This window comes from Vibrio sp. H11, assembly GCF_004804295.1.
GTDB lineage: Bacteria > Pseudomonadota > Gammaproteobacteria > Enterobacterales > Vibrionaceae > Vibrio > Vibrio ostreae.
In genome coordinates this window covers 19,868-33,570 of the sequence record NZ_SSHN01000010.1, presented here as the reverse complement: position 1 = coordinate 33,570, position 13,703 = coordinate 19,868, and the positions used below count along the sequence as shown (strand labels likewise).

General features: G+C 50.0%; 12 protein-coding genes. 8 read left to right on the top strand and 4 right to left on the bottom strand.

Annotated elements, in window-relative coordinates; genetic code table 11:
- Window positions 1-40: 40 nt before the first annotated feature.
- The 3 genes from E6C74_RS15135 to E6C74_RS15125 are packed head-to-tail and all read right to left on the bottom strand — an operon-like array spanning window position 41 to window position 3,086.
- Entirely contained in the window at window positions 41-799 is a 759-nt protein-coding gene (locus E6C74_RS15135) for a DeoR/GlpR family DNA-binding transcription regulator (RefSeq protein WP_136486728.1), read from the bottom strand.
- On the bottom strand, window positions 796-1,782 hold the full coding sequence (pdxA, locus tag E6C74_RS15130) for a 4-hydroxythreonine-4-phosphate dehydrogenase PdxA (protein ID WP_136486726.1): 987 nt from the start codon (window positions 1,780-1,782) through the stop codon (window positions 796-798). Before pdxA ends, E6C74_RS15135 begins: the two co-directional genes overlap by 4 nt.
- A complete protein-coding gene (locus E6C74_RS15125; RefSeq protein WP_136486724.1) occupies window positions 1,782-3,086 on the bottom strand; it encodes a four-carbon acid sugar kinase family protein in 1,305 nt (434 codons plus the stop codon). Before E6C74_RS15125 ends, pdxA begins: the two co-directional genes overlap by 1 nt.
- 196 nt (window positions 3,087-3,282) lie before the next feature.
- Between E6C74_RS15125 and E6C74_RS15120 the strand changes: the two genes are divergently transcribed.
- The 8 genes from E6C74_RS15120 (at window position 3,283) to leuA (ending at window position 12,544) form a co-directional block, all read left to right on the top strand.
- A complete protein-coding gene (locus E6C74_RS15120; RefSeq protein ID WP_136486722.1) occupies window positions 3,283-4,425 on the top strand; it encodes an iron-containing alcohol dehydrogenase in 1,143 nt (380 codons plus the stop codon).
- Between the two features lie 9 nt (window positions 4,426-4,434).
- Complete coding sequence (locus E6C74_RS15115; protein WP_136486720.1) at window positions 4,435-5,319, top strand: dihydrodipicolinate synthase family protein; 885 nt, start codon at window positions 4,435-4,437, stop codon at window positions 5,317-5,319.
- Between the two features lie 30 nt (window positions 5,320-5,349).
- Complete coding sequence (locus E6C74_RS15110; RefSeq protein ID WP_136486718.1) at window positions 5,350-6,345, top strand: TAXI family TRAP transporter solute-binding subunit; 996 nt, start codon at window positions 5,350-5,352, stop codon at window positions 6,343-6,345.
- Between the two features lie 36 nt (window positions 6,346-6,381).
- A complete protein-coding gene (locus tag E6C74_RS15105) occupies window positions 6,382-8,265 on the top strand; it encodes a TRAP transporter fused permease subunit (RefSeq protein ID WP_136486715.1) in 1,884 nt (627 codons plus the stop codon).
- 63 nt (window positions 8,266-8,328) lie between these two features.
- Window positions 8,329-9,483, top strand: coding sequence for an exo-alpha-sialidase (locus E6C74_RS15100; RefSeq protein WP_136486713.1), 1,155 nt, complete (start codon window positions 8,329-8,331; stop codon window positions 9,481-9,483).
- A gap of 61 nt (window positions 9,484-9,544) precedes the next feature.
- Window positions 9,545-10,018 (top strand): YhcH/YjgK/YiaL family protein, encoded by a 474-nt coding sequence (locus E6C74_RS15095; protein WP_136486711.1) that lies wholly within the window; start codon window positions 9,545-9,547, stop codon window positions 10,016-10,018.
- A complete protein-coding gene (locus E6C74_RS15090; RefSeq protein ID WP_136486709.1) occupies window positions 10,015-10,695 on the top strand; it encodes an SDR family oxidoreductase in 681 nt (226 codons plus the stop codon). Before E6C74_RS15095 ends, E6C74_RS15090 begins: the two co-directional genes overlap by 4 nt.
- Before the next feature lie 187 nt (window positions 10,696-10,882).
- Window positions 10,883-12,544: a 2-isopropylmalate synthase gene (gene leuA, locus E6C74_RS15085; protein ID WP_136486707.1), complete on the top strand. Its 1,662-nt coding sequence runs from the start codon at window positions 10,883-10,885 to the stop codon at window positions 12,542-12,544.
- 11 nt (window positions 12,545-12,555) lie between these two features.
- Here the strand turns inward: leuA and E6C74_RS15080 are convergent, their stop codons facing one another.
- Entirely contained in the window at window positions 12,556-13,356 is an 801-nt protein-coding gene (locus E6C74_RS15080; RefSeq protein ID WP_136486705.1) for a helix-turn-helix transcriptional regulator, read from the bottom strand.
- Window positions 13,357-13,703 lie beyond the last annotated feature (347 nt).

Here is a 13,703-nt window from a genome sequence, read left to right as displayed (position 1 = left end):
TAACTACAGGCTTGAACGTTATTGAATCAGGCCGGCGCCGTCAGACCAGCAGATGGTGGATGCCATGCATCGACAGCTCAGACTGCACTTTGGCGTCCAACTGCTGATCGGACACCAGCATATCCAGGTCATTGAGCTCACACACTTTAAACAGTGAGTATTTGCCGTACTTACTGCTGTCGGCAATCATGACTTTCTTATTTGCATTGGCTATCAGGTCATGCTTTAGAATGGTTTTTTCTTCTGTCGGTGTGGTAATACCGCGCTCAAGGCTCCAGGAGTTGCAGGTCACAAACGCAATATCTGGGTTAATGGAGCGTAATAATGAGCGGCAATGCTCACCGACGGTCGATTGGCTGCTGTTGTCCACTTTACCACCGGCAACGATCACTTCTATCTGGGTATATTGCGACAAAAACAGCGCAATATGCAGATCGACCGTGATCACTCGCAGCGGCATATCAATAAAGTGGCGTGCCAGCGCCATCGATGTCGTACCGGCATCGAGTACCACTGAATCACCCGGTTTCACCAGCGAAGCGGCGGCTTCTGCGATAAGATTTTTCTCACGCGTATGCTGCACCATCTTTTCATTGGTGGTCGGCTGAGCGGCGATAAAGCGGTTGAGGGAGACACCACCGTGAGTGCGGGTGATGACGCCCTGATCGTCCAATTTAATGAGATCCCGGCGGATGGTTGCCGGTGATACATTGACAACCTTAACCAGATCCTCAACCGTCGCCAGATTATGCGCGGTTAAGTATTCGACAATTTTTTCTACTCGATGCTGATTTTTCATATATTGCTTAGTTTAACGGCCAGTTCAACTGACGTAATCATACTCTCTGGATTCGCTTTGCCAGTCCATGCAATATCAAATGCAGTTCCGTGGTCGGCAGATGTTCTGAAGAATGGTAATCCAGCCGTAATGTTAACGCCATCATAAAATCCCATTAGTTTCAATGGAATGTGCCCCTGGTCATGATACATGGCAACCACGATATCATACTGACCTTGTTTTGCTTGCAGGAAAACGGTATCTGGCGGGCAAGGGCCGTAAACATCGACACCTTTTTCTTTCATCTGCGCGATAACCGGATTGAGGATATTGATCTCTTCTTTACCGAACAAACCATTTTCACCAGCGTGCGGGTTAACCCCGGCCACGGCGATACGTGGTTGTTCAAAACCGGCTTTCTTCATGAAAGCATCGGCAATGTCAATCACGGTTGCTACACGTTCTTGCCCCAGTTTTTGCAGGAAATCCAGCAGCGCGATGTGGGTCGTCACGTGGATCACTTTCAGTGTATCTGTGTACAGCACCATGGCGTAGTCTTTGGTGTCGGTCAGATGAGCCAGCAGCTCAGTATGTCCCGGATAGTGGTGACCGGCTAAGTGCAGCGCTTCTTTGTTCAATGGTGCAGTCGCAATGGCCGCGATCTCTTCGTTCATCGCCAGCTCAGTTGCCTTCTTGATACAGCGGTACGCCAAATCACCGGCTTGTGCCTGCACTTTACCAAATTCAAAGCTGGACAGATCTTCAAGCGGAATATCAATCACATTCACAATATCCGGGTTGAAAACGGCGTCTTCGATACGTTCGATAACGTGAATATCTGCCGAAGGTGCCAGACCTTTTTCCTGCACCATACGCAGGATTTCCGCGCTGCCAATCACGACACAATGACGGCCGCTCAGTGACGGCTCAGCCAGTGAATTTAGAATGATTTCCGGGCCAATCCCTGCCGGATCACCCATAGTAATACCAATGATACCGTTCATTATGCTTCCTCTTGTTCCAAAATAGTTATGATTTGATCAAAGCTGCTGTCCACACCAAAGCCCCCAGCTTTGGTAAATAGGGGAATACTGGCCTGCTTGTAAGGCAGTATTCCCCACGGGATACATTGCGCACTCAACCCTTTAAGGTTGAATTGGCCGATTTTGAGTTGGTGGCACACCGCCAGTGCGATATCGCCACCACATAGTAATAGAGCGCCGGGAGTGCATTGCTTGAGCACTTCCTGAGTGGTTTGAGCGAGAAACAGCTTCACCCGGTTACCTAGTTCGAGTCGGGATATCGTCAACTGCGTGCAAATCGCCTCGATGTCGTGGCGTTGATCATCGCTCTGGCAGGTGCGGATAAAGCAGTGGCGCCCGGTCTGATGAGCTTGCGCTATGGCCGCAACCAGGCTGTGCAGATAATCCTGATTTTCAGCGAACAGGGCGGTTTTGACATCGACGTCAATCACTTGTGCTTTGTGATGATTCTGCAGGTATTGCACCTGCGACAGAGTCATGCTGCTCATTGAACCGATGACACCCAGTAATGGCTGGTGGTTATACAGCTTAGGCTGCGGCGGACAACGTTGTGCATCAGTCGGTAGTAAGGCTTGGGTCATTTCACCGGTGGTTACAATCACGCATGACGCGCTCAATTGATTGGCCGCCTGATAAATTTCAATCATATCTTGCGCGGTTTGTGCATCGCACACGATGACTTTAGTGCCGAGATTGGCATGTGCCTGCAAGGTGTCCGCCAGAGCGGGTGTACGGATCTGGTCGAGAAAAAGCTCACTGACCGCCAGATGGCTCTGACTTTCGATCAGGGTTTTGATACGGGCTGAAGTCACGGGTGACTTGGGATCCGAGGCAAACTCGGTGTCAGTCAAGAGCTGGTCATGAACGAAACACTCACCGCCCAGCGTTTTACGCCCGGCGTGCGGGGCGCACATCACCATGATGGCAACGGAATAGCAGGACTCGACCCAAGGCGTGATTTCAGCGCCGACGTTACCACGCAATGTGGAATCAATTTTCTTAAGCAGGATTTTTTGCTGAGTCAGTTCAGGGTAGCGCTGCATCAGCTGACGCATTTTATCGTCAGCTTGAGCGGCACTGTCATCGCGGCTGTCCGTACAAATGATGGTTGCCTGGTTTGAAGTGACATCACTGCTGTATGCACTATTTAATAGTACCGATACATCGATACCGTGTGCGGCTAAACCGACACCGACATCATTCGCGCCGGTGAAATCATCGGCGATGATGAATTTTGGTAGCGTTAATTGATCCTGCTTGAGCATTGCTGTGTTAATCCTGTAACTCGTTTGAAATCATATTAATCAAAAAATACGCAATCACAAAGTCATTTTTGATTAAATTTATTCATTTTGATTATTTGAGAGCGTGATCAAGCATTTTTGATTTAATTGTCGTTATGATGATGAGCGAGATTAAGCAAATGATTAAAAAGAATCATCATTTAAAGGAAGACAGCTAATGAACATTTTCACCACTGTGTTGAGCGGAAACATAGATCAACTCGCTGCCATTACTGCCAAACACGAGCATATCTTGCTGGCGACGGATCAGAACGTCAGCTCGCTTGATCAGGTTCAGGCGCTGATCAACCAGTTGCAACAGGATTGTGCTCAGTTAACTGTGATTGACAACCTGCCAGCGGAGCCTCGCGATGAGGACGTACAAAATTTGATTGCACAACTGCCACAATCTATCAGCCTGGTTGTGGGCGTGGGTGGCGGTAGTGTACTGGATGTGAGTAAGCTGATCGCTGTGCTTGGCGTAGAGGCGGATAACGCGCAGCGCACTGAGAAGTTCCAGCAACTGCTGGCTGGCGAAACGCCGGTGCAGCGTACTGAGCTGCTGTTGATCCCAACCACAGCCGGTACCGGCGCTGAAGCAACACCAAATGCAATTGTGGCGATTCCAAGCCGCGCGACCAAAGTTGGCATTATTTCTCCGGTTATGCTGCCGGATTACGTGCTGCTGGCACCTGAGCTGACCACGTCAATGCCCGCCCATATTACCGCTTCGACTTCTATTGATGCTCTGTGTCACCTGATCGAGTGTTTCACTGCCTGTATTTCTAATCCGGTCGGTGATAACTACGCCATGATCGGTATGCAAAAATTCTTCGCCAATATCGACAAAGTGATGACAGCGCCGCAGGATATGCAGGTTCGTCTGAATCTGCTGTGGGCGTCTTATTATGGCGGTGCATCGATTTCTCATTCTGGTACTCACCTGGTGCATGCCCTGTCTTATCCTCTGGGTGGTAAGTACCGCATTCCGCATGGTCTGGCCAACTCTCTGCTGCTGCTTCCGGTGATGAAATTTATCTGTGAACCTTGTCAAGAGAAGCTGGCACAAGTCTATGATCTGCTGCCTCAATCCGATAAATCTCTTCCTTCTTTAGACAAAGCTCATGCCTTAGTTGACTACCTCGAAAGCCTGGTAGTGGAACTTGGGCTGCCTACCAAACTGAATGCCATCGGGATTGATGCCTCTCAGTTGCCTGAGCTGGCCGCCAACGCAATGGAAGTGAAGCGTCTGATTAACCATTCTCCTGTTCCGGTAACCGAACAGGATGTTCTGAACATGTATCAAAGTATCTGCGAATAAGGAAATAGTATGACTGAGGTGATGAAGGGGCCGTATGTTGCGGTTGTGACACCGTTTAACCAAGACGGTACGTTGAATGAAGCCGAACTGCGTAACCAGGTTGAGCGTCAGATTTCATTCGGCAACAACATTTTTTGTAACGGTACCAATGGTGAATTCTTTGTTCTGAGCGATCAAGAAAAGCGCCGCGTGACTGAAATCTGTGTTGAACAAGCGGCCGGCCGTGTTGATGTGGTCACCCACATTGGTGAACTGACGCTGCAAAGCACCATCGAACATGGGCTGGCAGTACAGGACTCGGGTGTGAAAGCGGTATCCGTTATTACCCCTTGGTTTAGTGCGCTGCGTGAGCAGGAATTGGTTGAGTACTTCACCGCGGTGGCCGATAGCCTGGATATTCCGGTGTATCTCTACAACATTCCGGCGCGTACCGGCAATACCATCACGCCTCAGGTCGCAGCAACTTTGGCGTCTCACCCGAATATTTACGGCATTAAAGACAGCGCCGGCAGTTACGAGAGCTTGCAAGGGTTTCTGCAAGTTGCTGCTAGACATGAACAATTTGATGTACTTACTGGTCCGGATTCACTGATTCTGACCGGTTATCAGGAAGGCGCGATTGGCTGTGTATCAGGCATTGCCAATATTGTACCTGACTTGGTGAATCAGATTTACCTGGCCTTTAAGGGGAATGACGTTGAACAAGCTCAGGCTGCGCAGGAGGTGATTAATTATCTGAGAAGTCATTTGTACCCAATCGCATTTGCTCCGGCAGTGGTTAAACAGACCCTGAATCTGCTGGGTGAAAATGTCGGGCCAAGCCGCTATCCCGTAAGGTTTAGTCAAACGGATATTGAACAAATACAAGATATTATTAAACAAAAATTACAATAATAATCAAGTAAAACAAAAGGATACCCTACAATGATGAAGCAAACATTCAAAACTGCCGTAAAAGTTCTGACTCTGTCGACATTGCTGGCTAGCGGCTTTGTTCAGGCGGAAACCTCGTCCATTATTTCTCAGCCTCCGGGTAACGGCTGGTACACCTATGGCACAACCTTTTCACAGCTGATTCCGAAAGCAACCAGCGACGAGTACAAGATTAAACTGATCCCCCGCGGCGGCGGTATGACTAACCCGGTGGTGGTTAACCAGGGGAAAGCGGACTTCGGTTTCACCACTTCAAACGCGACTGTTTGGGCGCGTGATGGCCTGACCGATATTTATAAAGGCAAAAAGAACGAGAATCTGCGTATGGTGCTGGATAATGTGCAGCAAGCGTACACCATCACTATCGCGCGTAAAGCGTGGGTAGAGCAGACCGGCAATGACACCATGGACAAGGTGATCAAAGCAGACAACGTGCGTATTGCGATGAAACCGACCGGCTCTCAGGTGCCGATTATTGCCGATTACATTTTCAAAGCGCTGGGCTCTGATATTGAAACGCTGAAAGAGCAGGGCAAAGTGGTACAGATGGGTAGCGGTCAGGCTGCGCAGATGCTGCGTGATAACGCGATTGACGTTTACATCGATAACGTACCTGCGATGCACCCGAACCTGACTGAAATGACGCTGACTAACGATGTGGTTTACATTCCTTACGGCGATAACGTACTGAAAGATTTGGCTAAAGTTGGCCTGCCGACGGGCACTATGCCAGCAGGGACTTACGACGGCCAAACCGAAGACTACATCACACCTGTCAGTGCGACTGTGTTTGTGACCAATGCCAACGTTGACGAAGATACTGTTTACAACGTGACGAAAGCGCTGATCAGCAGCCAGAAAGAGATCAAAGAGACTCACTCTCCGCTGAAGTTCTGGCATCCGGAAGAAATTGGTAACCACGAAGCGCTCGTAACACTGCATCCAGGTGCGGCGAAATACTACCGCGAGCAAGGCTGGCTTAAATAAGTTCGGCGTTTAGTGCACAGTATTTAAGGTGTCATTATGAAATATAATCATTTAATGAACACAGTGAAGGCTATTCTTGCAATAGCCTATATTCTGTTCCTTTTGAATCAGTTCTTTGTTCCGGTATCGCCGTTAACCGCGGCGACCATCCATGTGTTTATGGCGACGGCACTGGTTATTAGTTTTCAGCCAATTGAGTTTAAAAATAAGCAGTTAGTTTATCTGGGACGCTTCATCGATTTGGTGTGCATCGCGGTGACATTGTCAGTGGTTTACCACTACTACACTTCAATTCCACGTCTGGAATCGCGCCTGGAAATGATTGATGACGTACTGTTTTCTGACAAGTACGCCTTCATCGCCGGTGGTCTGATGCTGTTCGAAGCGGTGCGTCGTTCAGTCGGCTTCTCACTGCTGTCTGTGGTGATCATCTTTACTCTATACGGTTTCCTTGGCCCTTACTTCCCGGGATGGACAGCGTTTGAAGGCTTCACGCTCGATACGATGGCTGAACTTATCAGCATGCAGGCGGACGGTCTGTTTGGTATCACAGCCAGCACTGCGATTAACTTTGTATTCTTCTTCGTCATGTTTGGTTGTGTGTTTACCATGACTGGCGGCGGCAGCGTGTTTATTGATCTGGCGATGATGGCCACAGCTCCGCTGAAAGGTGGTGCTGCGAAAATGTCGCTACTGGGCTCGGCCCTGTTTGGGATGGTGAGCGGTTCTGCAGTAGCGAACACCACGTCAACCGGTGTACTGACTATTCCAATCATGAAACGCTCCGGTTACAGCAAAGAGCAGGCTGCGGCAACGGAAGCGATTGCTTCAACCGGCGGACAGCTGATGCCACCAATCATGGGCATTGCTGCATTCGTTATGGCGGACATGCTGGGTATTCCTTATACCGATATTGCCGCAGCGGGGATTATTCCGGCGGCTGCGTTCTACTTCGCACTGTTTGTGATTATCGACCTGCGTGCCCGTAAAACCGGTGTGGGTAATATCTCTAAGCAAGACCTGAAATTTGAGCCAATTCGTCCGCGTCTGCACCTACTGATTTCACCTATCTTCCTGGTGATTGCACTGATTGCCGGTTACTCAGCGCCATATGCCGCGTTTGTCGGTTCGGTGGTTGCTCTGGTTGCGCCACTGCTGCGAAAGAACACACGTTACAGCTATAAGATCCTGTTCCCTATGGTGATGGATACTGCCAAACAGATGGCGTGGGTCTCTGTCCCGCTGGCCTCGGTTGGTATCATCATGGTGCTGGCGACTCAGTCAAACCTGGCGTTTAAGTTTGTTGAGATTCTCAGTGCGGTAGGCAGTGACAACCTCTATCTGTCGCTGGTGATGGTGATCCTGGGTTGTATCATCATGGGTATGGGCTTGCCGACGGTTGCGGCTTATATCATAGGTTCAATCATCTTTGCTCCGGCCATGATAGATATGGGCGTAGATCGCCTGGCAGCTAACATGTTCATTATGTACTACTGCGTGCTGTCCATGGTGACACCACCGGTTGCATTGTGTGCATACGCGGCGTCTGCCATTGGCCAGAGTGATTCATCCAAGACCGGCTTTATCGCGTTCTCTTATGCGCTGGTTATCTTCCTGGTGCCATTCAGCTTCATCACTGACCCTGTGGTGTTATGGCAAGGCGCCTGGTATCTGATCCTGATTGCGTTCTTTGGCATGTTGGTGGCGACTTTCTGCTGGGCAGTCTTTCTGCAGGGCTGGTTTAAGAAAGATCTGAATATCGTCGAACGCCTGCTGTTCCTGGTCGCCAGTATTGGCATCGTATTGGACAAATCGTCTTCGCCGATGTGGTTTGCCTTCCTGGGGCTGGCGTTAGCTTTGGTCATCTGGTGCTGGAAAAGTTCGGGCCGATGCATAATCAGCAACGCAAAAACAGCATAACGCATGAATAAGCCGGCCTCCTGGTGACCGGGAGGCCGGAATAAGAACGAAATGGAGTCTTTAATGAGTCAACAAACTGTTACGGTGGAAAAAACAGGAATTCTTTCTGCTGATCAAACTGTGCCTGAATTTACCACGGCGATGCTGCCATCGGATTATCCGCAAAATCACGCTTCTAATCTGCTGTGTCTGCCTAATGGCGATACGCTTTGTACTTGGTTTGCCGGCACGCAAGAAGGGGTTTCTGACATCTCTATCCTCTGCTCGCGTTTGCGCAGTGGCAGTCAGCAGTGGGAACCTGCGCTGAAACTGTCCGATGACCCAAGCCGCTCTGAACAAAACCCGGTCCTGTTTCTGGACCCGGATAACACGTTGTGGCTGATCTGGACCGCGCAATTGGCCGGTAATCAGGATACGGCTATCGTCCGTTTCCGTCAGTCGCCAGATTTGGGCGAAACTTGGAATGATATCCAAACCCTGATCGATGAACCGGGCACCTTTATTCGTCAGCCGGTGGTGGTTCTGCCAAGCGGACGCTGGTTATTGCCGGTGTTCTACTGCACGGTCAGGCCGGGTGAGAAGTGGGTCGGTAACTACGACACCAGCGGGGTGCGTATTTCTGATGATAAAGGTCAGACGTGGCGTAATGTTGCAGTGCCGGATAGCCTGGGTTGTGTCCATATGTGTATCACACCGCTGCAGGATGGTCGCCTGCTGGCGCTATACCGCAGCCGCTGGGCAGACAATATCTATAAGAGTATTTCTCAAGATGACGGCGAAACCTGGTCTAGCCCGGTCGCGACCTCGCTGCCTAACAACAACTCTTCGATTCAGGTGACGACGCTGCAAAACGGTAACTTGGCGCTGGTGTTCAACAACATGAGCGCGGCCGGTGCAACCGAGCGTCGCAGTTCTTTGTACGATGAAATCGAAGATGACAGCGGTGCGAAAGAGCCGGAAATCGTAGAAGGCCGCTCTGCATTCTGGGGCGCACCACGCGCACCAATGTGTCTGGCGATTTCTGAAGATAATGGTGAAACCTGGCCGACCATCATTAATCTGGATGAAGGTGACGGGTATTGTATGACCAATAACTCGCAGGAAAAACGCAACCGTGAGTTCTCTTACCCGACGGTGACTCAAAGCCGCGATGGCGATATCCATGTCGCTTATACCTATTTCCGTCAGGCGATTAAATACGTGCGGTGCCAGCTGTAATCCTGACTGTTTTTTTGCTGCCACTTTTAAGTGGCAGCCTTGTTTTAAAAGGGTGATAACTATGATTAGTGGCCATCTTAACCAACTGAACCGTGTCGGTCTGCCTGCGGCGTTTATGTCTGTTCTCAGCCGCCCTGAATGTAGTCTGGAAAGGTTGCAACAAGCGGCTGACGGGCGACTGCCTGTTGAAGCTACAGACTGGTTTTGTCATATCGGTGACGCGCAGCTGCAAAGTCGAGAACTGCGTCATACCGAATTTCATCAGCAGTTCGCTGATATCCAGCTGGTGCTGAGCGGTGAGGAAACGATTTACTTTGATTCGGCCTATACTCAAGCCGTCGAAGCGGATGAAAAGAAACCCGATCTGTTTATCGTCAAAGCGCCGCAACTGCGCCAGCAAATCCATCTCGCTGCCGGTGACTTTGCGGTGTTTATGCCGGGAGAGCCGCACCAGGCACTTTGTTCCGCTTCAGGTCGTGGCGTGGTACGAAAAGCGGTATTTAAAGTGCCACTGAGTATGCTGGAGGGGTTATGATCCAACCACATGCTATTGTAACCGGAGCCAGTTCAGGGATTGGCTTTGCCATCGCGCAAACCTTGCTGGATAACGGCTGGCAAGTTACCGGGTTGAGTCGCAGCAGACCGGATATTCAACACCCTGACTTTACTGCGTTGAGTGTCGACCTGATGGATAGTGCTCAGGTTCGGCAATGCGCCGAACAGTTTGCCCAAGTGGATGCTTTTATTCACGCGGCGGGCAAAATGGCCTCGGCTCCGTTAGGTGAACTGAATCTGAGTGAGAGCGAGGTGTTATGGCATTTGCATATTCATGTGGCGGAAATCATGGCTAATGCTTTGGTGCCGAAAATGACTGCAGGCGGGCGTATCGTGCTGATTGGCAGCCGCACCTCGCGCGGTGTTGCCGGCCGTTCACAGTATGTCGCAACCAAGTCTGCCATGATCGGTATGGTACGCAGCTGGGCGGCTGAACTGGCCACTCAGGGGATTACCGCCAATATCATCGCGCCGGGCGCAACGGAGACCCCGATGTTGCTGGATCCAAGCCGGACCACATCGCCGCCTAAACTCCCGCCGATGGGACGCTATATTAAACCGCAGGAAGTGGCGGACTACGTGCAGTTTATCGTGTCTCCGTCCGGTGCGGCGATCACCGGTCAGGAGCTGGTGATTTGCGGTGGTGCCTCGCTGTAATTCGGTAATCACGGTAAACCTGATGACGGCTGTATTTCCTGTTATGAAAAAACCGCTGACATTTTCAGCGGTTTTTTATTTCATATTTGTCTTCCATGTCCGTTACGCGACAGGCCCTGACCGGAACGAATAAGACCCGTTTCTTCTGCTGGTTACACTGAATCAAATTCAAACGATAAGGTGTAACATGATTTCGAATCCCGAAAGCAAATATCAACCGGCGCATATTGTTGCCAATCCACAACGTAACTGGCCTGATAACCGCTTAACTCAGGCGCCACGCTGGTGTTCCACTGATCTGCGTGATGGAAACCAGGCGTTAGCAACGCCTATGGATCACGAACGTAAGCTGGCCTACTTTGAGCATTTGGTGCACTGCGGTTTTAAAGAGATTGAAGTCGCTTTTCCGTCTGCATCTGAGACTGAGTATCAGTTCGTTCGTAGCTTGATTGAGGAGCAGCACGTACCTGATGATGTCTGGCTGCAGGTCATAACCCAGTCCCGGACTGAGCTTATCGACAGGACAGTGGCTGCGTTGCAAGGCGCGAATAAAGCCATTGTGCATATTTATAACGCGACAGCGCCCTTGTTTCGTGAGGTGGTGTTTAACAAGTCGAAACAGGAAATTATTGACCTGGCGGTGGCGGCTGTAAGTCAGGTAAAACAATTGACCGAACAGCACAGCACTACGCAATGGTGTCTGCAATATTCGCCGGAAACCTTCTGCTTCACTGAACTCGATTTCGCGCTGGAGCTGTGTCGTGATGTAAAGTCGGCTTGGCAACCCAGTGAGCAGCGCCCTCTGATTTTGAATCTGCCGACGACGGTTGAAGTGAATACGCCGAATGTGTTTGCTGACCAGATAGAGCAATTTCGTCGCCAGATGGATGATTTATCTTACACGACCATTAGCGTTCATCCTCATAATGACCGTGGTACCGGTGTTGCCACCGCGGAAATGGCTTTACTGGCTGGTGCAGAGAGGGTGGAAGGCTGCTTGTTTGGTAATGGTGAACGCACCGGTAACGTAGATTTGGTGACACTGGCACTCAATCTGTATACCCAAGGGGTAACGCCTAACCTGGATTTCTCCGATATCCGTCACACAGTCAAGGTCGCAGAATACTGCAATCAGCTACCAGTCCACGCACGTCATCCTTATGCGGGTGAACTGGTTTTTACGGCGTTCTCCGGTTCACACCAAGACGCGATAAAGAAGGGCTTTGCTCAGCATAATCCTCAAGGGTTATGGAATATCCCTTATTTGCCGCTTGACCCGAAAGATGTCGGTTGCAGTTACGAGGAAGTGATACGGGTCAATAATCAGTCAGGAAAAAGCGGATCAGCCTGGTTACTGGAGCAAAACCACGGTCTTAGTTTACCACGTGCATTGCAGGTGGATTTTAGTAAGAAAGTGAAAGCCCATACTGATCTCTCGGGACAGGAAGTCGCTCTGGCTGAATTATGGACCCTGTTTCGCTGTGAATATGGTGTGACCGAACAGCCTAAAATTGTTTTACGCAGCTATGGAAGTTCAGCTCACGAGAAAGGTCAGCAACTGGATGTCTGTTTTAATATTGGCGCGGAAGAGTATAGCGCCCGCGGGCAAAGCAGTGGTTTATTGAGTGCATTAATGGATGCTTTAAAATCAACACTTGCACTGCGTATGAATATCAGGGGTTACTCTGAGCATACACTGGGGCAGGCGTCAGACAGCAAAGCGGTTGCGTATGTTGAAATTGAGAGTGCCCGCGGGCAGCGTTTCTTTGGTGTGGCGGTAGATGCCGATACCAGCCGAGCTTCGTTGCAAGCGACGTTAAACGCTGTTGCCAATGCTCTTGAATTATAATCAAAGCCGCATCAATTCGAGGGAGGAATGTACTCAGTAGGGGCAAGGCCGATACGGCGTTTGAACATGGCGGTAAACGCTGCGGGACTGTCGTAGCCGACCGCTAATGCTGCCTGGATGACACTGTAGCCCTGCGCCAGTAACTCCATGCTGGTTGACAGTCGACTGAGGCGTAACCACTCGCCAAAACTGAGGCCAGTTTCGTGATGAAATCTGCGTGACACGGTGCGTTCAGAAACCTGCAGTAAAGAGGCCGCATCAGATACAGACCAAGGATGGTCGATGCGACTTTGCACCCGCTGACAGAACTGGATTAAATCATTTGAACAAGGGCAAGGCACATTGAAATTGACCAGATGGATGGTACGAAGTTCATCAAGCACCAGCTCTAACAATCTTTCATCCCGGGTCCCGGGCACTATGGGACCTTCAATTTTGGTCGCGCTGACAATCAATTCCCGCAGCAGCGATGAAACCTGAAAAATACCACATATACCCGGCAAATCCGCACGAGCTAATGGGTCAAAGAACAAGGTTTTGACCTCCACAGAGCCGACTGCCATCAGGCGGTGAGGCATACCGGCCGGGATCAACAAGCCGCGATGGGGAGGGATAACCCAACATTGCTGTTCGATATAAACCCGTAATACACCGCTGGTGATATGCAGAAGCTGGTTGACGTTGTGCTGATGCAGAGGCTCTTCAATACCGTGTTGGTAGTGATGGCTCAGGGCGACGATAGAGCGCTCTAATGTTTGGTCCTGAAAATGCACGCTGTTATCCTGAATTGAGTGAGCCGCACAACGACTCATTGTTCCCTGGCTGATAGCCCTGTGTTCATAGAACTGGTATCTATTAATTCGCAATACGGGTTAACTTAGCGGGTATGGAGTGAAAAGAAAACTGAATTATGCGTTTAGATTGACAGTTGTCTACTTGCTAAATACACATCTGGACCAATAGTTAAAACTGATATTTCGTCAACGCCTCGATCGGTGTACTTCCGTCCGCTGAGAAAACGTCGTGCAATCAGTCAGTCATCAAAATCCGCCTCTCTGATCTTCGGTATCAACTCTTAATGAATTTCATAATTTAGAACCAGAGTCACGCTTTGTTTAAAGCGACATAAGTGTTAGTAAAATATACATATTGTTGCATT